The sequence below is a fragment of the Metapseudomonas cellulosilytica genome, assembly GCF_049334135.1.
Lineage (GTDB): Bacteria > Pseudomonadota > Gammaproteobacteria > Pseudomonadales > Pseudomonadaceae > Metapseudomonas.
Genome location: NZ_JBHZGN010000011.1, coordinates 96,621 through 118,253 on the forward strand (window position 1 = coordinate 96,621; position 21,633 = coordinate 118,253).

Annotated in this window: 22 protein-coding genes; 5 read left to right on the top strand and 17 right to left on the bottom strand. The window is 63.1% G+C overall.

Features of this window, described 5'->3' with window-relative positions:
- Positions 1-102 precede the first annotated feature (102 nt).
- A complete protein-coding gene (locus ACFW0H_RS15660; RefSeq protein WP_422914809.1) occupies positions 103-345 on the top strand; it encodes a hypothetical protein in 243 nt (80 codons plus the stop codon).
- Between the two features lie 337 nt (positions 346-682).
- On the opposite strand, the gene ACFW0H_RS15665 is transcribed toward ACFW0H_RS15660, so the two are convergent.
- Positions 683-1,516 carry a BON domain-containing protein gene (locus tag ACFW0H_RS15665; RefSeq protein WP_422914810.1) on the bottom strand — a complete coding sequence of 278 codons (834 nt, stop codon included), beginning with the start codon at positions 1,514-1,516 and terminating at the stop codon, positions 683-685.
- Between the two features lie 294 nt (positions 1,517-1,810).
- A complete protein-coding gene (locus ACFW0H_RS15670; RefSeq protein ID WP_422914811.1) occupies positions 1,811-2,146 on the bottom strand; it encodes a DUF3509 domain-containing protein in 336 nt (111 codons plus the stop codon).
- A 455-nt stretch (positions 2,147-2,601) separates the two neighbouring features.
- Here ACFW0H_RS15670 and ACFW0H_RS15675 point away from each other — a divergent pair, with 455 nt between their 5' ends.
- Together ACFW0H_RS15675 and ACFW0H_RS15680 are read left to right on the top strand one after the other, a co-directional pair.
- Positions 2,602-2,778, top strand: coding sequence for a CsbD family protein (locus ACFW0H_RS15675; RefSeq protein WP_422914812.1), 177 nt, complete (start codon positions 2,602-2,604; stop codon positions 2,776-2,778).
- Between the two features lie 103 nt (positions 2,779-2,881).
- Positions 2,882-3,289: a PRC-barrel domain-containing protein gene (locus ACFW0H_RS15680; RefSeq protein ID WP_422914813.1), complete on the top strand. Its 408-nt coding sequence runs from the start codon at positions 2,882-2,884 to the stop codon at positions 3,287-3,289.
- 51 nt (positions 3,290-3,340) lie between these two features.
- Here the strand turns inward: ACFW0H_RS15680 and ACFW0H_RS15685 are convergent, their stop codons facing one another.
- From ACFW0H_RS15685 to copC, 7 genes are all read right to left on the bottom strand, one after another.
- Entirely contained in the window at positions 3,341-3,487 is a 147-nt protein-coding gene (locus ACFW0H_RS15685; RefSeq protein WP_422914814.1) for a lmo0937 family membrane protein, read from the bottom strand.
- A gap of 686 nt (positions 3,488-4,173) precedes the next feature.
- The gene (locus ACFW0H_RS15690; RefSeq protein ID WP_422914815.1) at positions 4,174-4,911 is read right to left on the bottom strand and encodes a S1 family peptidase; all 738 of its coding nucleotides are present in this window, start codon (positions 4,909-4,911) and stop codon (positions 4,174-4,176) included.
- A gap of 440 nt (positions 4,912-5,351) precedes the next feature.
- Complete coding sequence (locus ACFW0H_RS15695) at positions 5,352-6,215, bottom strand: integrase domain-containing protein (protein WP_422914816.1); 864 nt, start codon at positions 6,213-6,215, stop codon at positions 5,352-5,354.
- Positions 6,216-7,605: 1,390 nt separating this feature from the next.
- A complete protein-coding gene (locus tag ACFW0H_RS15700; RefSeq protein ID WP_422914817.1) occupies positions 7,606-9,645 on the bottom strand; it encodes a TonB-dependent receptor family protein in 2,040 nt (679 codons plus the stop codon).
- A gap of 107 nt (positions 9,646-9,752) precedes the next feature.
- Positions 9,753-10,127 (bottom strand): DUF2946 domain-containing protein, encoded by a 375-nt coding sequence (locus ACFW0H_RS15705; RefSeq protein ID WP_422914818.1) that lies wholly within the window; start codon positions 10,125-10,127, stop codon positions 9,753-9,755.
- Between the two features lie 56 nt (positions 10,128-10,183).
- Positions 10,184-11,047: a copper homeostasis membrane protein CopD gene (gene copD, locus ACFW0H_RS15710; protein WP_422914819.1), complete on the bottom strand. Its 864-nt coding sequence runs from the start codon at positions 11,045-11,047 to the stop codon at positions 10,184-10,186.
- A 5-nt stretch (positions 11,048-11,052) separates the two neighbouring features.
- Positions 11,053-11,430 carry a copper homeostasis periplasmic binding protein CopC gene (gene copC, locus ACFW0H_RS15715; RefSeq protein WP_422914820.1) on the bottom strand — a complete coding sequence of 126 codons (378 nt, stop codon included), beginning with the start codon at positions 11,428-11,430 and terminating at the stop codon, positions 11,053-11,055.
- Between the two features lie 252 nt (positions 11,431-11,682).
- On the opposite strand from copC, the gene ACFW0H_RS15720 reads away from it, so the two are divergent.
- Positions 11,683-11,943, top strand: coding sequence for a hypothetical protein (locus tag ACFW0H_RS15720; RefSeq protein WP_422914821.1), 261 nt, complete (start codon positions 11,683-11,685; stop codon positions 11,941-11,943).
- 100 nt (positions 11,944-12,043) lie between these two features.
- Here the strand turns inward: ACFW0H_RS15720 and pmrG are convergent, their stop codons facing one another.
- Both pmrG and ACFW0H_RS15730 read right to left on the bottom strand, forming a co-directional pair.
- Positions 12,044-13,000: a lipopolysaccharide core heptose(II)-phosphate phosphatase PmrG gene (gene pmrG, locus ACFW0H_RS15725; protein WP_422914822.1), complete on the bottom strand. Its 957-nt coding sequence runs from the start codon at positions 12,998-13,000 to the stop codon at positions 12,044-12,046.
- The gene (locus ACFW0H_RS15730) at positions 12,969-14,228 is read right to left on the bottom strand and encodes an ArnT family glycosyltransferase (RefSeq protein WP_422914823.1); all 1,260 of its coding nucleotides are present in this window, start codon (positions 14,226-14,228) and stop codon (positions 12,969-12,971) included. The genes pmrG and ACFW0H_RS15730 overlap by 32 nt, the downstream gene beginning before the upstream one ends.
- A gap of 573 nt (positions 14,229-14,801) precedes the next feature.
- On the opposite strand from ACFW0H_RS15730, the gene ACFW0H_RS15735 reads away from it, so the two are divergent.
- Positions 14,802-15,740 carry a class I SAM-dependent methyltransferase gene (locus ACFW0H_RS15735; protein WP_422914824.1) on the top strand — a complete coding sequence of 313 codons (939 nt, stop codon included), beginning with the start codon at positions 14,802-14,804 and terminating at the stop codon, positions 15,738-15,740.
- Positions 15,741-16,311: 571 nt separating this feature from the next.
- On the opposite strand, the gene ACFW0H_RS15740 is transcribed toward ACFW0H_RS15735, so the two are convergent.
- The 6 genes from ACFW0H_RS15740 to ACFW0H_RS15765 form a co-directional block, all read right to left on the bottom strand.
- On the bottom strand, positions 16,312-17,199 hold the full coding sequence (locus ACFW0H_RS15740) for a SphA family protein (protein ID WP_422914825.1): 888 nt from the start codon (positions 17,197-17,199) through the stop codon (positions 16,312-16,314).
- Between the two features lie 74 nt (positions 17,200-17,273).
- Positions 17,274-18,335 (bottom strand): NADH:ubiquinone reductase (Na(+)-transporting) subunit F, encoded by a 1,062-nt coding sequence (locus tag ACFW0H_RS15745; RefSeq protein WP_422914826.1) that lies wholly within the window; start codon positions 18,333-18,335, stop codon positions 17,274-17,276.
- A 10-nt stretch (positions 18,336-18,345) separates the two neighbouring features.
- Positions 18,346-18,705, bottom strand: coding sequence for a phenol hydroxylase subunit P4 (locus ACFW0H_RS15750; RefSeq protein ID WP_422914827.1), 360 nt, complete (start codon positions 18,703-18,705; stop codon positions 18,346-18,348).
- Positions 18,706-18,761: 56 nt separating this feature from the next.
- Entirely contained in the window at positions 18,762-20,288 is a 1,527-nt protein-coding gene (locus ACFW0H_RS15755; protein ID WP_422914828.1) for an aromatic/alkene/methane monooxygenase hydroxylase/oxygenase subunit alpha, read from the bottom strand.
- A gap of 35 nt (positions 20,289-20,323) precedes the next feature.
- On the bottom strand, positions 20,324-20,593 hold the full coding sequence (locus tag ACFW0H_RS15760) for an MmoB/DmpM family protein (RefSeq protein ID WP_422914829.1): 270 nt from the start codon (positions 20,591-20,593) through the stop codon (positions 20,324-20,326).
- Positions 20,590-21,585: an aromatic/alkene monooxygenase hydroxylase subunit beta gene (locus ACFW0H_RS15765; protein WP_422914830.1), complete on the bottom strand. Its 996-nt coding sequence runs from the start codon at positions 21,583-21,585 to the stop codon at positions 20,590-20,592. The genes ACFW0H_RS15760 and ACFW0H_RS15765 overlap by 4 nt, the downstream gene beginning before the upstream one ends.
- Positions 21,586-21,633: the final 48 nt, after the last annotated feature.

Sequence of the window (21,633 nt, forward strand, 5' to 3'; positions counted from 1 at the left end):
AGCGGTAACCCTTGGTCCGGTTTACCAATAAAGGCAAGCAATTGCGAGTCAAAGGGTAGATAGTCGAATTCTAACCATCGTCACGCTCAGGCCGAGGACATCATGAAACGAGACTTCCCCGGGCACGTCGCATGGAGCCAAGCACAGATGAATGGTGACCACGCTCTGGCATTCGTCGCGGTCAAACCGCGCAGCCAAGATACAGAACTGCACTTTCACCTGGTCTATGACGGCATCACCTTTGCTCGCCTCTCGGACGCGGTCACCGCGGCTGAAGGTGCGCTGAGCAAGATCCTGGGCTTCGACGCTCGCGATACGCCGGTGTTCAGTTCGCCGGAGTGCTGATCGACGACAGCGCCCACCACGGCTGCCGCAGCGGGGGCACCATGACCGATCCTGTCGCTCTCCCGCTGCTTATCCGTCGCATCCACATGAATTAGATCATGTTGGGTGCCGCGCTTGCCGAATTGACGATCTGGATCGACCAATGCGGCTCTCCGGACACCTCAGAGCTGATCTGCCGTCGCCTGGCAACCTTAGAGGCCAACGCCGATTTCATCAGCGAGGCCATTGTGGACCTTATGGCTGACCCATAGCTGCCGAGGCCACGCTTCCACAGCCCGCCCGTGCGGGCTTTTTTTAGGTTCGGATTCAACGACGTGCCCGGCGTAGGGCCGTCGTATCAATAGCGAAGTTCGCTTGAGCGGACGCTCTTCACACCACGCACGTTCTGCGCCAGTTCGATTGCCAAGTCACGCTCGACACCACTGGCGACGAGACCACTCAGGGTAACGATGCCGCCGTTGGTGCTCACTGAGATAGCGGAACCGCTGACGTTGCTCGAGTACATTAAAGTGGACTTCACCTTGGTCGTGATCCAGCTATCGGCGACATCATCCCGCGCCTGCTCCACGGCACCCTTGGCGCCCTCGACAGGCGTCGGCTTCAGGGCGTCGACCACAAGCTGATTGTCCACCACCATCACACCGTCAGTGTTCGAGGCCAGGCGACCGGCAATATCCTTGTCCGCCTGGCTATCGGCATTGCCGGTCAGCGTCACCCTGCCCGAGCGGGTTTTGACGCTCGTGGTCATGCCATCGGCCTGTTTGCTCCACAACAGCTTCGACCTGATCGCGGCGGTGATCGCGGCATCGTCGACCATGACCCCATAGCTCCGGTCCATACCCGGCCTCGGCTCCGGCGGGACGTAGTCGGACGTAACCACTATCTGGTTGTCCACCGAGTCGACTCCGCTGACAGCCAGCGCAATGTCTGTAGCCAGTTCCTTGTGGACCTCATCCGCGACCATGGCGCTCAGGGTGGCCTTTCCGTTTCTTACCAACACCTTGAGATCGTTGGCCCGCAGTTCTGGACTCAATGCATAAGTCGTCCAGATCTGGGTTTCCTGGCGAGTGTCGGTGTAGCTCTGCGACTCCGCGGCGGTCACATTGTTCATTGCTCCCAGCGCCATGGCAACGCCGGCTGCGAGGGCCAGCTTGCGGAATTGTGCATGCATCTGGTTTCACCATTCAGGAAAGGGATTCAAACGAACTGGGAACCCAGTACGACTGGTCCGCTGGATTCGGTCACCTACTCATGTTGACCGCAAAAAGTCAGTCGTAGGGCCTGCACTGTCGCAGCCAGCAAGACTCCGCGTCGGTGCGCTATCGCGCTTACCTGCCGAGGAATACTGCTCCGTGCACCTGAGCCAGGTGATGGCAATTCATCGCGCCGTATATGCACCTGCCGCCTGTGGTCGCCGCGACTATCAGGAAATTGAATGACTTCGCCCTGGACGGCAGCCCAACCATCAGATGAGCCTGCTGTGGCGTCGTCCCGTCCGGGTCTTGATGGCACGCTGCCACAGGGGATTTTCGTGGTAGGTGGGTAGTTCACGGCTGATCCAATGATCATCCGGCGTGTGCCATTTCAGGCCACCTTCCTTCAGTTTCAGGTCGCGCTCGACCTGCCAGATCACCTTGGCCGCCATCGCCGGGTTGAACAGCGCCTGGGCATCGATGACCTTGCTAATGGCGCATGCTTCCAATCGCATTAGCGTCATCAGCACCCTGTTGTCGGGGCGTGACGTCAACGACACCGCGTAACCTGGGAAAGCATCCGATAAAAGAATTGAAGTGATATTCATGTGTCCCTCTTGCGCCCGAGCAGGGCGCCCGTGGTGGGAATGCCGGCGTGTGCTGCCCCTGGATGAGCGGGAATGCTCAAACCTCCCCGAAGACGCCCAATCCATTTGCCAGCTGTTGCCGCATTGGCCTTCCCCGATGCCCCACCGCCTGGTGAGCAGCAAGAGTTCGAGGACTGCTGGTAGGGCTGACCCGCTCGCCAGTGCTCAACTGCGATGAGCACAGCAATCCGCAGTCGGCCAGATTGAACTCATTCACGGAATGTCTCTGTACGCTACCGAACGGAGCACTCTCGGAAGGTAGGACGCAGGACATTGACTGCTCGAACCATCTCTGTGCGCTGACGCACAGACAGACCGTCCGATGGCCAACACAGTCATAGCTCCGGTGTCCACAATCGAAGGCGAGCCGGGCATTTGAAGGGCATCGCGTCTCTCGATGCCCAGGGAGCGCGCACATGAACAAAGATCAATTCAAGGGAAAGGTCGATCAGTGGGCCTGTCAGCTCAAACATGCTGCGGACAAGCTTTTCGGTAGCCAACGACTGGAGAAAGAAGGTAAGGCACAACAGGCCGCTGGAGACATCCAGGCGGGAATTGGAGACCTGAAGGAAGACAACAAGCAGGAGCCTTGACCTGGCTTCACGCGTGTTCCCCACTCGAGAACTGCCATCGCCCCCCGTACCGAGGCACACCAGAGAAAGGGGAACGCTTACCCCATTGCGACTGGAGGTGGCCATGACCCGTCCTGGAAACGATGCCAAAAACGAAGGCCATGAAGTCGGGCCGGCGACTCGAAGAGCACCTGAACTCATGGCCACGGACAGACTCATCGGTAAAGATGTCTATAACCTCGACGGCGATGACCTCGGGGTAATCAAAGAAATCATGCTGGATCTGCGCAGCGGCCGGGTCATCTATGCGGTGCTGTTCTGTACGACGTTCTTCAGCCTTGGTGAAAAACTCTTTGTCGTACCCTGGCGTGCGTTGACGCTGGATACCAAGCTCGGGCGTTTCATGCTCGATGTTGAAAGGAGTCGACTGAAGGAGGCGCCTGGGTTCGACAAGAACCATTGGCCTGACATGGCCGACCAGCGCTGGCAAAGGGAGGTCAGTCGTTTTTATGGCAGCACCGGTTGGGCGTGAACGAAATGTGCCCTCGCGAAGAGGGCCTTTCTTGGCACGGGCTCCTGCGCCTCACACACGCCGCCCCTGCCTGTAACGGAGAAAGACCAGTGCAATTGCCAGGAACAGGAGGACATGGATGAGCCCGCCCATGTAATAGGACGTGACCACTCCCACTGCCCACAAAGCCAACAATACGATCACGAGGGTTTCGAACATCTGGGGCCTCCTTCAGCACTGCGGCAATGACCTAACTGCCTACAGGTTGCATCCGGTCTGAACGACCGGTCTGTACGGCATCACACTGAAGGGAACCTGTTCGCCAGTTTCAACATCCAGGCACTGGCCACCGCCCCTGAAAATCGCGCTGATCGGCGGTGAAGGCATGCTGGGGCCCCTCGCGCTAGGCATTCACAAGGCACCGACCTACGCCGGTGGGCAAGGCGCCTGTAATACAATCACCTCCTCTCACCTTTGGCACGAACTGCGCGAGTGTCCACACCTGCATCGCTACCTCTATGTACTGATGGCACAACTGCCGTAAACGGCACCCTGCAACCGTATTCACGAGATCCGGCCACGGCTCGCACTGGCTGCTGATGACCCACGACCGCATGCAGTCCGTTCACTTCCATCTCCCCCAAGCGGATCTCGCCGACCGGCTCGGTGTGCGTCGAAGCGGCATGACCATGGCCGCTGCGGCGTTGCAGCAGAACACCTCATCCACGACAGCCGTGGAGAGATCACCATCCTCGTTCAACTGGACTCGAGGCGACGGCCTGCGAATGCTATGACGCGGTGACGGACTGCTACCGCAAGATGCGTGGCTGAGCAGTTCCTCCTTGCGCCCCCGACGAACCGCGAATACCAGATTATGAGACCACCGACGACATCGACTACCTTCCTCAGTTCGCACTCAGGGTCATGAGGATGTCGGCGTACCAGGTGCAATTGAGTCCCAGCGCTTCGTCTTGCACCAGGTCGCGGTTGCCCAGATCGAGGCGCGCCGAGTGAATACCGAGCAAGATCCAGGGCAGATCGCCCAGGTTGCTGCAATCATCCGGCGCCCGCATCACCACCGGCGCGCCGCTTGTGCCGCGGTGAGTGCGCGCATCGGTGAGAAAATAGCCCTGCCCCTGGAAGCGCAAGCCGAACGACGAGGCGACAATGGCATGCCTTACCACCGGCATGTGATGCAGGTGGTCGTGGAAACCTAAGGGAAATCCCACCACCAACAGGGCAGTGCCGACCTCGATCAAGTCGCTGGGAGCCTGCAGGTGCTCCGGGGTGAAAGCGTGGTAAACCACCGCACTCGGCAATGCCGCACGTTCCAGCTCGATCAATGCGACATCGACACCACCTGCCGTATCCCGCCCTTGGCGCCACAGGCTCTTCCCGTCACGATACAGCGGCACGGAGAAGCCGCAGGAACGCGCCATATTGTGCCGATCGGTGTGCAGCTCGATTTCGAGCCGATCAGGGAAATGCCGGCTCGGCGCATCCAGCACCACATGCCGGCTGGTCACCAGGAACAGGCGCTCGCCCCGCGCGAAAAAGAAGCCACTGGCATTGGTCAGCAGGCGTGGTCCAGCATAGGTACAGATACGCACCGTGCTTAGCAGCAGTGGTTCGATTACCGACATTGCGTAAGCTCCATTAGCTCGCGTCCCAGGGACCGCCGCCGCAGCGGGGCGACCTGCGTCACGCCGGCAGCCTGACCCGCGAGGTCCTTCCACGACTTGACCGGTGATTGATAGGCGCCGCGCGCCATTGGAAACAGGTGCGCCTCCCACGAGCATCCGCCTAGTCGAGGCAGTTGACTACGACTAACAGCTTCAACTGGTCGACAGCCGGACGGAAGTGGGCGTCGTGGGGTGGTCTGTCCCGGAACTGCTGGGTAAGCAGCGAAAGTTTGAGCGCTGCGGCAGAACCACGACATGGAGCGAGGAGGAAAAGTGGCATGACTCTAGTGCACATTATGGAGTCATTAGCAGCGTGTCATAGTCTGCTATCGGCCGATCTTTACCCATCGTCACAGGCAGCTGTCGGCTATTCTCTGCCAGCAGCCAAGCTGTGAGCGCCCTTACCGCCCAAGATAAACAGCGGTAACCTGCGTCCGTTCATGCCCCAGTTCCCGGCTGATGACTTGCCGAGCCTCGGTGTCCTGCACCCGCTCCGCCGGCGTCAGCGCATTGCCGGATGGGCCTCCTGCCGCAGGGGCCTGCCAGCCGGTCAACGTCCTGTATCGAGCCTGGGCGTACTGATGACGCAGCCCATGCATGTGACTAATGCCTGCCGACTTGCACTGGCCGTCGTAAACATTGCGCTGCTGGACGTAGTTCTTGTGTGCCGGAATCAAGGACCCCGCGCCCGCTAGCTGGTGGGCTGCCTGGAGCACGATGCGTTGTTCCGGTGTGGTGATCGGGATACTGCGCTCTCGTCCACCCTTGGTCCAGGAGCCCTTGAGCACAATATGATCGCCCCGGTCGGCATAGCCGGGCCGGAACTTGATCGCCTCTTCTCGCCGCAGCCCAAATGCCGCCTGCAGTTGAAGACTCATGCGCACATGCGGATCGGTGATCCGACTCAACTCAGGCCCCAGTTCCACCGCCTTGTTGATGTTGGTCACATAGCGGCGGTCAGCGATGCCCAGTTGGGTGTTGTCCTTGGGTAACAGGCCCGCCTTGTCGATCTTCTCCGCCCACCAGCGCAGGTGCGCGAGGCGGTTCTTGATGGTTCCCACCGCAAGACCCTCCCTTTGCCAGCGAGCCAATAACGCCTCCACGTGTTTGCCCTTGAACGACGTGGCCCTCATCTGCCGAAAGCCGGCTTCGCGCAGTTGTTGGGCGGCTAACTTCAGCGAGCGCTTGCGGTCGTCCTGGGTCGCATGGCTGCCGTCGCGGTTGCGACGGCAGAGTTGCTGCAAGTCGTATGTCAGGTCATCCATCGTTTAGCCTCCGCGAGCGTGGGTCGTGCGTGTTGTTCCTGAAATGCCATGGTTAGTGTTCATGCCAACTCGCTAGGCGAGATCCCGTGAGGGCAAGGGCGCGATGTTCAGGAGACACCGAGGCCTCGAATGAGGCGTCCGTCCTCCCTCCTGCTGGAAGGTCAGACGGAGACATTGCGCGAACAGCATGGTGAGCGTGGGCAAACCCTCCTGTTGATGAGTGGATGGAATGAAAGCAGTGGCAATCTGGCGCGAGGCGCGTCAGGGACGACCGCGAAGGACACTGCGCCGTGGGCGCAGAAGGGATGACGAACAACGGATGAGCAGGGCTCCATCCCCGGAGGGACTGGCGCGCTAGGGAACCGGACACGCCTGGGGTGGTTCCGCCCTTGCGGGCCGACGCTTGCAGGAACCCGCGCCGTGGGGGAGACCGCCGTACAAAGCCCGGTGGTCAGTGGCAACTGCCCGCTCAGTATCCGCGGCCATCATCATGTCTGCCGCAGGTAATCGGAATGGCGTTTTCCCCCGTTTGTTGCTGGGGTGCACTGGGCCGTCACTGCGGCGGGCAGTGACGGCCCAAGGGTGGCCTTCGTGCCCTGGAAAGGGCGCTGCGGCACTGGGCGCGGCCTTCGGCCTTGCCGGCTACCGGTGCCAAGGTGACTGGGTAGCCTGTCAGCTTGGCACCGGTAGCTCGCACAAAACCGGTACCGCGCGGAGCGCAGCCGCAGGCGAGCACCGAACGGGTGAGCACCCGGCGTAGCGCACCATTGACGCCCACGTAGCGCGCCAACCTACCGGGCGGGTGCAGGGGAGCTTTTCCCCCTGCACCCCTGCCCTTCGGCGAGAACGGTGGTCCAGGAGGCAGCGCCTCCTGGTCAAGGCCGCAGGCCGCGAAGGCCTGGCGACGATGACCAAGCCGATCGAAGTACGCGACGACATTGCGCAGGGCACCCCTCGCTGCGGGTCAGGCGACAGTCTGATTTGCACCACTTCCTATTGTTTGTGGCACCAGCACTATGCCCCAACGCCAGGTCCTTCCTCTCCCCGAAAGCATGGGAAAATGCGGTTACACAAAGAAAGTGTGGGGGGATGCATGGGGGGACAGAACAGGCGTAAAAAAAATATATCCTTAAATACATATAGTTAATTAGACAAGCAGCCGGCCACAAGCCGGCTTTTTAATGCCTGAAAGGTTTGTATTTGCTGGACTTGCAGGGAGGCAGAAAGTCTCCTGCGGCGGTCCGCGAGGCGGCTCATGACAACCGCCTGGACGCAAGCAAGCACAGTTTCTCCAAGGCCAACAGCCACAACCGGCGGTGCCACGGCATGAGCCACGGCACGCGCTGGCGCGAGGTCTGGTGCTGGGAGGCGATGCTTCCCAGCGCGGCCGTCACATCCGCCACTCCAGCCCGACATAGAGGCTGCGGCCATCGCCCGGCAGGAACTGAGCACTGTCACGGCCACGGGCGTCGGCAATCACCCCGGTAGTGGCGACGTAGGTCTTGTCGGAAAGGTTTCGTCCCTCGACGAAGAAGCCAAAGCCCTCGCTCGGCCGGTAGCCGCCCTTCAGCCCCCAGATGGCGTAGCCGTCGGCGAAGAGCGTTTCCGCCTGGTCGACGTTGTAGTGGGTCGGCACCCACTCGAAGGTCGGGCCGGCGTACCAACCTTCGCGCTGCCACAGCGCCTCGCCCTTGACGAACTGGCGCGGCAGCCCGGCCAGGCGGTTGTCGCCGTAGCGGTCATCGTTGTCGAAGCGGAAGTCGTTGAACAGGTACTGCCCGCGCAGCACGAACTGGTCGAGGGTCCAGGCGCCGCCCAGTTCGATGCCCTGGTGGATGGTGCGGTCGGCATTGACCGTGCCCAGCGGCTGGCCATTGGCATCGTTCAGGGCCAGGAGTTCGTCGCGGATCTCGCTGCGGTAAACGGCCAGGTCCAGGTCAATGTCATCCCGCTGCCAGCGCAGGCCGGCTTCCAGGGTGTTGGCCTTCTGCGCGTCGTTGGCGGTCACCACCTGGCCGCCGGTGAGTTCGCTGAAGGTCGGCGGCTCGAAGCTCTGGCTGAGGTTGGTGAACAGTTGCAGCTCCTCGCTCAGGTCATGGCGCAAGCCGATGCGGGCTATACGGCCGACGTAGGTCTTGTTGAAGGATTCGTCCTGGGCCAGGCAGAAACCGGTGACGAAGGCGTTGCAACGCAGGCGGTCGTCCACCTCGCGCTCCTGGTGCAGCCAGGCCAGGCCGCCGATCAGCGCCCAGCGCTCGGCCAGGGGGATCTCCAGCTCGCCGAAGGCATTGAGGTTACGCGCGGTCTGGTGCAGTTCGTTGACCTTGCGGCCCTTCTCCCCGCCCACGTTCACATAGCGCGAATCCCAGTTGCGGCCCTGGCTGGCCTCGACCCCGCCGGCCCAGCGCCAACCCTGGGCGTTCTCCCACTTGTGCGCGAGGCGCAGGCCGTAGTCTTCGCTGTCGACATCCAGCACCTGGAAAATCGGGTGGAACAGCGACTTCTCGCTGTAGTAGCTGGACAACTCCAGGCTATGCCCACCGCCCAGGTCGAGGGCGGTGATATTGCCCAGGCGATTCAGGTCGAAATCACGTTGCTGGTCACCGGTGATGCTGCTTTGCGAGGCCTGCTCGGGGTTTTGCCGCATCTGCGCCTTGGTCAGGCTGCCGGGCAGGTCGGAGTCGCTTTCCACGTGGGTCAGGTAGAAACGCGTGGCCAGCCGCTCGTTGATGCGCCCGCCGAGGTTGGCGAAATAGCGCTGGTTGTCCTGCTTCGAGTGATCGCGGAAACCATCCTGGGTGTACTGGTTCAAGCTGACGAAGCCGTCCCAGTCACCGAAGTCCTGGGCGAAGACGCCGTACAGGCGCTGGTAGTCGAAGCTGCCGCCCTCGGCGCGCAGGGTCACCGGCGGCGCGGTCTTGCCGGTGGGGCTGACGAAGTTGATCGCCCCGCCCAGATTGGCCGCGCCATAGCGCCAGGCGTTGGCGCCGCGCAGCACTTCGACATGGTCGGTCGCCAGGGGCTCGATGGTCTGGAAGTCGAAGCTGCCATCGGCCAGGTTGACCGGCGCGCCGTCCTGCATCAGCAGCAGGCCGCGGCCGTGGAAGGTGCGTTGCAGGCCGGAGCCACGGATCGACAGGCGCGCCTCCTCGGCGCCGAAGCGCGGCTGGATGAACACTCCGGTGGCCAGGCCCAGGGCGTCCTGCAGGGTGCTGCTGCGGCCGGTCTTGTAGGTTTCGGCGTCCACCACGCCGGCGCCACCGGGGATATGGGCGAAGTCGGCCTTCTTCTCGGCAAGGGTCGGGGCGGAGGGGTCGCTGCGGTATTCGTCCGTCACCAGGGTCTTGTCGAGCTCCACCTGCCCGGCATGGGCGAAATTGGCCAGGCTCACGCTCAGGGCGAGCAGGCTCAGCATGGGATATTTGCGCATGGCGCACTCCTAAGGTCTTCAGTTGGCGTTGTTATGGGTGTGTGCCTGGCTATCAGGCAGGCACAGGCAGGCACCGCGCGAATGGGCGCGGTAGCCAGGGAACGCCATCAGGGAGCGCGGGGGTTGGCGGGGGGCCAGTTATGCCGAGGCGGCGCCTTGGCGCGAACCTCGCGAACGAATCGCGGCGACTGGCCGGGCCGGAGTAGCCAGGCCAGGCCGAAGAGAACGGCAATGCTGAGGGTGATGGACGCGCACAAGGGGCAACTGAAGGTGCCGGACCAGCCACCGGGCATGACGCCACCCAGGTCGCCGTCCAGTGCTGGGCCGCCGTCAGATCCGATGGCGCAGAACTGTCCACCAAGACCGCTCAGTTGCAGACCCATCGCCTGCCCGTGATGGAGGCCGCAGGCGAACAGATTGAGCAGGACGCAGGCATAGAGCATCCAGGCAATCAGCGAGCGGTCTTGGCGGGCGATTTTCATGGGCGGCGACTCTAGCACCGGGTTTTCAGCGTGAGAAGCGTGGGCAGAGCATCGCCTCAGCCGGGGACGGGGGAAAGCGTGCCCAGCAAGGAAACCGCGGCCACAGCGGCCAACCCGAAACACCACTCCAGCATCACGCTGCGTCGCAACGCCAACAGGTAGCGCTGCCGGAATGCCAGTGCAAGGCGATTGACGAGGGCCAGGGCAAGCATGACGCCGACCAGGGCAAGCTTGATCGTCAGCACCAGGCCGAAGGTCGACGCATAGGGCGTGGGCCAGGTGCCCACCAATCCCCAGACATTCAACAGGCCACTGAGCGTGACACCGGCCACCAGCCCATAGCCGACACCGCTGAAACGCCGCAGCGCCGCCATGTGTGTGCCCTCCGGGGACTGGTAGAGCAGCCCGGCAAGCAACAGCAGGCCGCCAAACCAGGCTCCGGCGCACAGCAGATGGATGACCTGGTTCAGCACCAACCCGCGCCCGGCCCAGCCGTCGAGCATCGCCCCATGGCCGACCGGTGCCAGGCTTGCGAGCAGCAGGCCGGCCAGCACTGGCCGTAGCAGGTGCTCACCGCGCCAGGAACGAACGAGCACCAGCAGAAGTCCGAAACAGCTCACCAGATGCCAGCACCAAACCTTGCCGAAGAAGGTTTTACCCAGTACGGCCAGCAGGATCGAGGGCGTCAGTTCGCTCACGCTCGCGCCCCCCATGCTGGCTGCGACCAGCAACAGCCAGGCCAATGCACTGACGATCGCCAGGCCGGCCACCAACCGCTGGCCCAGCAACAGCCGCCGATCCAGCGCTGTCAGCGTCTGTGGCTCAAGACGGCCCAACAAGGTCCGAAACAGTGTGCTGCCGAATAATGCCAGGGCAGCCGAGTAATGCACGAACCGGCACAGCACCAGGACGTCATCCATAGGCCCTACGGAATGACCTTGAAGCGGTAGTGGCCATTGCTTTGGTGCGTGTCGACCGACACCGCGCGCCATTCGACTTCGTACTCACCGACTGGCAGCGGCTGAGTCAACGTGACGATCAGCACCTTGTGGTCATTCGGGTCAGCGGCGATCGCGCTGATCATGATTACGGTTCCATCGGCAGCCCGGATGCTGACCTTGGTAAACGCTGCCTCGACGCCCTCGCTGAAGGTCAGGCGCAATTCTGTTGGTGCGCTGACGCTGCTATTGGCCGCTGGAATCTCATTCACCAGGTGAGCATGTGCCAGTGCCGCCGGCGCTCCCATCAACGCACCCAGCAAAATCAGGCAGGTAAGCATTGGCCGAGGAAACCGGCTTGTCATGGGAGGAATCCTCTTCTGTGAGGGGGCTTATAGAAGACTGAGAGTAGATGAGCCAAAGGCGCAGGGAGCGAACGTCAGGTTGCTACTGGAGCAGTTCAGCGCAGCGGCCCACAAGCCGGCTTCTTTATTGCCTAAGGAACTCTTAGCAATTCCCCGAAAGAAATGCGGCAAGCTGGACCCAGAAATTCTTCTGGCACTCTGGCTGACCTGCGCGAGCCGGGTATAGACCATGGAACTATCCGGACCAGCACCATGACCGACTTCCGCCCGCTTCCCCAACCCTGCAAGGACGTGCTCTTCTTCAACGCGGATGCGCCGGCCGGCGATCTGTTCGATACCGCCGACCAGCGCATGGCTGCGGCGCTCAGTCTGTTGCACATCGTGGAGTTCAGCGACAGCCGGGACTTCGTCCAGCACCAGGCCACGCGACTGGCCGCCGCGCTCGGCGTACTGCTTGCCGATGCCCGCGTGCTGTACGAGGCGGCCCATCTGCGAGCGAGAGACAGCCGCTAGATATCGAAGTACCGACGAAGCGCTCGGGTTACTGTCCGGGCCGAAAAGCCCAGTGGTTAAGAACCCGCCCGCAGAACCCGCCTTGAACCTTGCTAGCCATTCAAGGCAGGCGAACCGGCTCGGGAATGGACGAGAACGCCGTCCAGTCAGGGGCTCTCAGAGAGCCCATCACCTTGAGGTTGGTAGTTGAGTCTGCAAGCGTCAGGAAAAGAGACTCCCCGTAGTGAGGCGTTCGATAAGCAGGGAGTGCCAAGCTGTCTTGCAGATTGTTCATGCACTCGCTGTGCGTCACCAGAACCAGGTTTCGGTGGGGTTTTTTGTGCCGAACGATCTCGTCGTGGAACGCCTCTTTGCAGTTCGACAGCCAGTCCTGCTGCGGCACCTTCGAATTGAACATGTAGGCCGAGGTCTGCATCGCCCTGGTCACCGGACTGGTGTAGACATCCGTCAACTCCAACCCTAGCGCCTTGAAATCCCCGCCAAGCTCGGCAGCGACCGCAACAGCCCGGCTGGTGATGCCATCTTCGACATCCAGGCAAGGCGCCTCGGAATGGTCACACCGCTCAACGTGACGGACCAGTACGACCAGGTCGCCCTGTTGCCAGTGCCTGAGCAGTTCCCCACGCTTGTCCTGGTCCGCCCGAGCCAGGTCCGGGATCTTTCGCTCGTACAGAAACCCCTGCGCGGCCACTGCGGTGGTGTAGATGGAAACCACTAACAGGAACAGCTCACGCTTCTTCAGCAGCGCAAGCGATAACAGGCTCCGGCAGCCGTCCCAGAGGGAGTGCACACTCAGCCTGATCATGCCGCAGCCCACGCTTGCAGCGACAAAGCACGCCGAGCGAACCCACACCGCACCAGGCTTTTCACCACCGATCTCTGCACCATGTTTCTCGACACCATTAGACAGGCAGGTGCTTCGATGATGGGCGGTGCGACCTGAAAAAAACGTTATGAAGACGTTACAAAAATGCGAAGGCTGACAAGGATGGTCCGGCAACCCGGCCGGACCTCGCCATTGGCATTCACTCAGGATCGCACTTGTCGCCGAGTCCAATCAGCCAGGCTTCCTTGCCATGCTTCAGGAAGGGTTTGAAGTGGTCGGTGACGCAGGGTTTCAGCGCGGCCAACGGTGCGGGAATCGTCCCTGCGACAAAGAGCTGCGTCCCAGTCGCGGCCGCCGATTGAACGGTCTCTACCGTTACCGGCTTGACCGGGCGCCCCGCGTAATACACCACGCGCATATCCGGTTCACCGAGGCTGTAGAGGTTTTGCGCCGGATGCTCCCGGACCGCCTGGCTGATTTCTGACAGCGCCTGGACCCGGTAGGCAAATACCTTGGGTTCAAGAATCGTGAAGAAGGCGACGAACCCACTCAGCATGAACAGCGGCAACCAGGCCAGCACGCGACGCCGCCAACCCTGCCAGGCATCGAGCACAGCCACCCAGTGCCAGGCCAGCAGCAATGCAAGCGCCGGGTAGATCGGCAGCAGGTACTTGGCGTGCTTGTCATTGAAGGCCGAAAAGATCACCAGCGGGATGAGCACGGCACAAGCCATCAGCGTCAGTTGGCTGTTTTCGCGAATGCTCCCCCACAGTTGCCGTGGACGCACGAAGAGGATCAGCCAGAACGGGAAGAAATCCCCCGCCAGGAAGCCGAGATAGGCGTACCAGGGCTCCCCGTTGCTGCCGCCGACCTTGTTGACGATGTCCTGCTGGAAGATGGATGCCCAGATGCCCACACCTTGCTGCAGGGTCACCGCGCAATACCAGAAGGCACCGATGGACAGGGCGATCAGCCAACCCAGACCGTCGCAGAGAAAGACCTTTGCCCGCGCAGAACGCTGGAGCATGGCGAACGCCAGCACCGGCGCTGTCACCAGCAGCAGACTGACCGGCCCCTTGGTCAGCAGACTGCAACCCAGCAGCGCATAGCTGAGCAATATCCAGCGACGCCGTCCGTCATGAAACAGGTAGAACCAGGCCGCCAGCAACGCGAGAAAGCAGAAACCGGTCAGGGTCATTTCGATCTCGGCGCGGCGCGCGAAGATACCGAAGCCCGCATTGGCGGCCAGGAACAGGCACGCGAAGATGCCAAGCCGCCGGCCACCGATCCGGGTGCCCGCCAGGTAAACGCCGCAAAGTACCGCCAGGGCAAAGAGCGCCGAGGGCAGGCGCATCGCCCACTCGGATACGCCTCCTGAAAGCTCTACCGGCAGCAAGGCCAGCCAATAGAAGAGCGGCGGCTTTGCCAGGTACAGATCCCCGTTCATGTACGGGATCATCCAGTCACCCGCCTCGTACATCTCGCGGACGGTAACGGCACGCCTGGCTTCGTTGACGCTGAGAAATTGAATGTCGCCATTGCCCCAGAGGCACAGGAGCAGCAGCAGTGTGATGAGTACCACTCCCCAGAACCAGCGCTCCAGTTCCGTTTCCGTTTGCATGGATGGAATTCTCCTTGTCGTGCGGCGCTACTGAGGCTCGCCAATCACCTGTGTACGCTCCCGACTATTGCGGGAACTCCTCTGCGAGAGCGTCGCCGCTTTTGATGTCGGTAGATGGATCGCTGTCGCCACTGCATTGAGCCGTTGAAGGCCTGCGTGACTGGCCAGGTAGACTGGCGCAAGGCAATCGGCCCGCTCCGGGATATCGAGAGACGGGGGCCAGCCTAGGAGAGAGGCCGTGAAAGTACCGTCAGGCACTTGTGAATAATTCGTTGACTGGAGGGGACGGATGAGACATCCATCATCCCTTGCGTTTGCGCACATACCGGCCAACAGCCGAACGCCGTGTTCCGGTATCCCGACCGATTGCTCGGGTTAGAATGCCGCCCCGCTTCTCGCGAACGACCCGCCATGAATATCGATGCCATCGCCACCCTGGAACAGCAACTGACCGCCGCCCTGGAAAACCTGCCGGATGAAACCCGCCGCATCTTCCATGGCCGTGGGCGGCGCTGGCCGGGGCTGGAGCAGGTCACGACCGACTGGCTGCAAGGAGTGGTGCTGGTGTCGCTGTTTCGCGAGCCGGGCGAAGACGAGCTCGCTGGGCTGAAGGCGATGCTCGCCCGTTTGGTGGAGTCGCCCGTGTGGCAGCGCAGCGACGCGCGGAGCCTGCTGCTGCAGCATCGCTATCTGCTGGACAGCACCATGGATCTGCTCTGGGGCGAAGCGGTGGACGAATGCGTGGTCACCGAGGGCGGGCTGCGTTTCAAGCTGGACCTGGGCAAGAAGCAGAACAACGGCCTGTTCCTCGATATGCGCTACGGCCGCGACTGGGTCCGTGCCAACTCGCAAGGCAAGCGGGTGCTCAATCTGTTCGCCTACACCTGCGGCTTCTCGGTGGCAGCCATCGAAGGCGGCGCCGAGCATGTGGTGAACCTGGACATGGCCAGCTCGGCCCTTTCCCGGGGGCGCGACAACCACCGCCTCAACGGCCATGACCTCAGCCGCGTGGGTTTCCTCGGCCATGAACTGTTCAAGTCCTGGGGCAAGGTGAAGAAGGGCGGGCCCTATGACCTGGTGATCATCGATCCGCCGTCGTTCCAGAAAGGCAGCTTCGCCCTGACCCGCGATTACCAGAAGATCCTCCGTCGCATGCCGGAGCTGCTGAGCGAACATGGGGTGGTGCTGGCCTGTGTGAATGATCCAGGGATTGGGCCGGATTTCCTGATCCAGGGGATGACCGCCGAAGCGCCGGAGCTGCGCTACGTGGAGCGGCTGGAGAATCCGCCGGAATTCGCCGATATCGATCCGGATGCGGGGTTGAAGGCCTTGGTGTTTCGGCGGGGGTAGTCGAAGACCGCGCGGGGCACAACCACCCTCACCCCCGGCCCCTCTCCCAGAGGGAGAGGGGTGACTCGCGCCGGCACGGCCCTGCCCCGGGCACGCACCCTGTGGGGGCGAATTCATTCGCGAAGCAGGCCGCAGGCCTGCCTCACGTACGCCGGGTACCAATGAGACCGCACGGGGCACAACCTCCCTCTCCCCCGCCCCCTCTCCCGGAGGGAGAGGGGTGACTCGCGCCGGCACGGCCCTGCCCCGGGCACGCACCCTGTGGGGGCGAATTCATTTGCGAAGCAGGCCTGCCTCACGTACGCCAGGTAGTTCGTAGGATGGGTGGAGCGGAGCGATACCCATGCGGACAGGGCTGATGGGTATCGCAAGCTCCACCCATCCTACGTCGTTGCCTCACGTACGCCGGGTACAAATGAGACCGCACGGGGCACAACCTCCCTCTCCCCCGGCCCCTCTCCCGGAGGGAGAGGGGTGACTCGCGCCGGCACGATCCTGCCCCGGGGCACGCACCCTGTGGGGGCGAATTCATTCGCCAAGCAGGACGCAGTCCTGCCTTATGGCGTTCGGCCTAGAACGGCACCGTCAGTTTCAGCCAGTAGGCATCCCCTTCCGCTCGATTGCGCACGCCGGTTTCCTGTTCCCATTTGGCGGTGAGGAACCAGCCATCCTTGTTGCTGTACATGATCGACGGGCCGATGGAGAAGGCGCGGCCCTTGTTGTCGTCGATGGTCTCGCCGTGCTGGCGGTCGTCGGTGGTCTGGCGGTAGAAGTAGCCGCCTACGCCCAGCACCCAGCCATTGCCCAGGCCCCAGCCCACGGCGTAGTCGAAGTGGAATTCCTGGCCGGAGCGGTAGTCGGTGGCGGAGTTTTCCAGGTTGAAGTCGTACATCAGCTTGACGCTGGCATTGAGGCCGGCGGGGTCGACGTGGGAGATGGCCAGCACCGGTTCCACCGTCCAGTAGTTGCGCCCGATATTGGCCAGGTCACCCCGGTCGTACTCCCCGGTGGGCGCGATGAAATCCAGGGCGAGGATGCTGTGCAGCTTGTCGCTGTGGTGAAAGCCCAGGGCCGGGCCGAAGATGATGTCGCCCAGGCCCTTCTTGTGCTGGGACTGGCCGTTCACTTCCACCTTCAGGTCGACGAAGGGCACCAGGGCGGCGAAGGCCAGGTTGCCGCCGAACACCTGTTGTTCGGTGACCCAGATCAGGCGGGGTGCGACGACGTTGGCGCGCACGCGAAAATCCACCGGCAGGCTGTCGCCATCGTTGCCGCGCAGGGTGTCGGCCTCGTAGTGGGTGGAGAACACCTGGCCGTAGAGGCCGGGCGGCGGCATGGCGCCGGACATGTAGTTCTCGGCGCCCATGGGATAGGTGGAGCCGCCGCCTTCGGTGGCGTGGGCGACAGGGCCGAGGGTGGCGAGGATGCAGCAGGACAGGACACGCAGTTTGGCGCTCATCGGCATTACCTTGTTGTTTTTATGGGCGTGAGCCGCCGTCCGCGCGCAGGGCGCGGAGCGGCGGGCAAATCGGGTCAGATGCGTTTGAACAGGGCTGAGCGATTGCTCTCGCCGGCGCCATCGGCGGCGGTGAGGAAGCGCTCCATGAAGATGTCGCGCTCGAACAGCCGGCCCTGCATCAGGGCGGTGATGGCGGCGTCGATCATCGGTGGCGGGCCGCAGAGGTAAGCCTTGTGCCCGGCGAAACGGCCGTCGAAATGCTGCTTCGCCGCGTCGTGCACGTAGCCGCGGAATCCGCTCCACTCGGTGTCTTCGGCGGCCTGGCTGAGCGACGGCACATAGGTGAAGTTCTCGTACTCGGCGGCCAGGCGCTCGAACAGCTCGCGGTTGTAGAGTTCGGCGCGGGTGCGCGCGCCCTGGAACAAAGTCATGCGCCGCGTATCGCCCTGCTCCAGCAGGTCGAGGATCATCGCCTGCGGGCTGGACAGCCCCGAGCCGCCGGCGATGAAGATCAGGTCACCCGGCTGCGAAGCGCGCACGAAGAACTGGCCGTAGGGGCCGGACAGCTCCAGCGCATCGCCCACCTTCAGCGCGTTGTGGATGAACCCGGTGGCCTGGCCGCCCTCCACCAGGCGCACATGCAGCTCGACTTCATTCGGGCGGCTCGGCGGGTTGGCCAGGGAGAAGGCGCGGGTGCCCTCGATGCCGGGAATCTGCAGGTTGATGTACTGCCCGGCCTGGAAGTCCATGGGCCGGTCCAGCTTCAGGCGCAGGCCCTTGATGGTGGGCGAGAGGTCCTCCAGGGCGAGCACCTCGGCGCGATAGTCCTGCACCGCATGGCCGGCGAAGTCCGGGTCGACGTCGATATCGGCCTCGATCACCAGGTCGCTCTGCGGGATGGCGCAGCAGGCCAGTACCTTGCCCTCGTCGCGCTCCATGTCCATCAGGGCGAAGGGCGAGGCGGCGCCGACGTCCACCTCCCCTTCCAGCACCTGCAGCTTGCAGGTGGCGCAAGTGCCATGGCCGCAGGCGAAGGGCAGCCAGACGCCCTGGCGCAAGGCGGCCTGGAGGATGGTCTGGCCCTCCTCCACTTCGATCTGCTCGCCGGTGGGTTCGATAGTGACCTGGTAGCTCATGGCGACCTCCTCAGTTGAAGCTGCCGTTGAGGCCATCCAGGCCGGGGGTGGACAGGTGCAGCAGGCTCTTGTGGCCGATGCCGTTGGCGGCGAGACCCGCCTGCCAGTCAGGGGTGAAGTCGGCGTCATCGAGGCGCCAGATGACCTGGGCGAAGTCCACCTTCGCCGCGTCCGGGTGCGGGGCGATGGAGGGTTTCACCACCTGCTCGATGAAGTCGCCAAAGGGCATGTCCGGCGGCAGCGGCAAGGTGAAGGGCGCGCAGAACATCAGGTGGCGTTCCCAGCAGAGGTACACCAGTTGCAGGCCGTTGAAGTTTTCCTGGCGGTCCAGGGATTGCGCCGAGTAGGCGCCGATGGCGGTCACGGGCATGACGCTGTCCTTCTTGTAATGGGGGTGGAAGGCGGGCGCGACGCCCGCCGCAGGAATCAACCGGCCTTGGCGAGATCGGCGGGCTTGTCGCCCTGCCACTGGCGCCAGCGCTGGTGCTCGGGCGAGTCCTGGTAGTCGAAGTTGTCCTGGCCGAAGGCGATGTTGTAGTAGTCGCGCACCACGCTCTCGACGTCGCCACCACCGCAGTTGCCCTGAAGGATCTGGTGCACCGGCAGCCAGGCCTGGACGTATTTCTCCGGCTCGTACTGGAAGATGTCGCAGCAGCCGTCGGAGCAGAAATGGAAGCGCTCGCCGCCGTGCACCACGCTGCGGTGGCTGAGGGTCGTGTCGGCGTCCGGCTCGGTGAAGGACAGCGGGATCTGGCAGACCTGACAGAGCATCGGCAGCGCGTTGTTGTAGAAGCGCTCGCCACGGGCCTGCATCTCGCGCCAGTGCTCGTAGCGCGGGCGGTAGATGCGGTCGAAGGTGTCCGGGTACTTGGCCGAGAGCCAATCCAGTTCCTCGTCGGTCGGCATCCAGGTGTGGAAGTTGGTGGCCTGGCTGTACTGGTAGAAGATCGACCAGGCCTGGTGGCTGATGTGCTCTTTGCCGATGGTGGTCTGCTCGACGTACTTGGGCGGGCGGATGCCGTAGCGTTCCAGGTCCTTGAACAGCGCACCGCCGGCCTGTTCGTAGTACACCTCCCAGGCCTCGGCCCAGGACATGACCTTATTCGGCAGCATGTAGTCCATCATCATCCCCACCAGGGTCAGCAGGCGGTAGCCGCGCCAGAACCACTTGTCGATCCAGCGCTGGATGATCGGCACGTTGTCCTCGTGCTGCTCCAGCAGGAACTTGATCACTTCCAGGCCCAGGGTCATGTGCCGCGCCTCGTCGGACTGCGCCGAGAAGCCGAAGGTGACGGTGGCCATGTCGCCGTTGTAGGCGGCACCGGACATGAAGGGCACGAACAGCAGGTTGGTCAGCACGTACTCGAAGCTGAAGGAAATCGCCGTGAGGAACTCGAAGGGGCCGGCGGTGCGTGCGTCCTCGAAGAAGGACTTGGGCACCGAGAGGAACCACACCCGGTCGTGCATGTGGGCGAAGTCATGCAGGCCGTTGAAGTGCTTGTTGTAGTGGCTCATGGCGTGGACCTGGGTCTGCACGTGGCGCAGCTCGTCGATCGCCTGCATCTGGCAGGCGACCCGCGCCCCGGCGCCGCCGAAGTGCCGGCCGACACGGGCAAACCCTTGGTAGGCCTGGTACTCCAGCGGGGTCACGCCGCAGAGGAACAGCTTCAGCGCGTTGACGTAGCGCGCGTCGGACAGGTTGGTATGGCCGTTGTTCTGGGCGAAGGCGTCGAAGATGGCGTAGAGCTTCTTCTCCTTCTCGGCCTGGTACTTCCAGTAGGCATCCATGGTCAGGCGGAAGGGGTCCTCCCACTTGTCCCAGTCGGTGATCTTGATGCCCTCGAAGCGCTCGTAGGGGTAGATGTCGTCCTTGCTCTGGTAGCTCGGCTCCCAGGCCAGGTCGCGGGTCAGGCAGCGGTACTTGTCTTTCTGGTTCAGGCGTTTGGCGGCCATGGCGGCTCTCCCGATTCTTGTCGTTATGGGCGGGTTCAGTTCCAGTGCAGGGCGAAGCGGTCTTCGTCTTCCTCGACGTTGCCGCCGAGGGTGATGACGTCGATCAGCATTTCCTGCACATCCCATTCACGGCCGAGCTTTTCCTCCACCGTGGCGCGGTTGATTTCCAGCCGGCCTTCGGCCTGGACGCGGATCATCGCCGGCTGGTGCTGGATCTCGGCGTGGGGATTGTCCTGGGTGATGGCGTCGACGATGTAGCGGGCGTTGTCGTTGTCCTGGAAGGCGATGTAGACGAGAGAGGTCATTGCGCGGCTCCTGCAAGGCCGAGTTTCTTCAGGCGGGCGGCGAACTCGCCGGCCACGGTGTCGAGGGCATCTTGGCCTGCGCCGATCTCGGCGAGCGGTACCAGGGCCTCCAGGGCGCGGGCCTGCCAGTGGGCGACCCAGCCCTCCACCAGCTGGCGGTTATCAATGCTCTCGGTCCCCACGGTCTTGACCATGGCATCGACCCAGCGCTGGGTCTCGGCGAACCACAGGCGCATGAACTCGGTGAGCATCCCCACCTGGCCGGCGCCCTGGGCGCAGAGCTGGTCGTCGAACTTGTGGAACATCAGCGGGTAGAGCAGGCCGTCACTGACCAGGTTCTGCGCCAGGGTCAGCTCGAACCAGTCGCGCACCACCAAGGTGTCTTCCACGTAGCGGCGCAGGCCCTGCCAGGCCGGGTCTTCCAGCCATTGGCGCTTGGCCTCGGCGAGCAGGTCGGTGCCGCCGTCGTCGAGCATCAGGCCGATGCGCGACAGGTACTGGGCGATGCCTAAGCGGTCCATGGCCTGGAACATGTGCAGCTGGGTCAGGCTGGTGCCGAAGCCGTCGGCGGCGATGCCGCTGTTGTTCATGTTGGCGCCGAGCTCGGCGTGGCGCAGGGGCAGCAGCAGGCGGGCGATCCGCTCGCGGCTGGCGGCGTCGAGGCCCGCCAGCAGGTTGCGCTTCTCGCAGAAGGCGTAATCGTGCTCGGCGTTCTCCTGCATCCTGGCGCGGGTCTGCACGTAGGCGCCGTAGTAGAACTGGCGCGGATCGCTGACGGCGTACCAGTCGGCCATGCGCACGGCGGTGCGGGTGGCATCGTTGAGCAGCTTGTCCGGCTGCCACAGCGGGCGGTAGTGGAAGTTGGTGGCGGCCTCGATGTCGAAGCTGGCCTCCTGGTAGCGGCTGGCTGGCTTGTCGCCGAAACGGCGGCGGGTGTGGCTGAAGGTCTGGCGGATCGGCTCGGCCGTCGCCGTCTTGATCTCGATACTCATGCAGGGCGTCCTGTACTTGTTGTTGTGAGGGGATCGACGCGCGTGGCC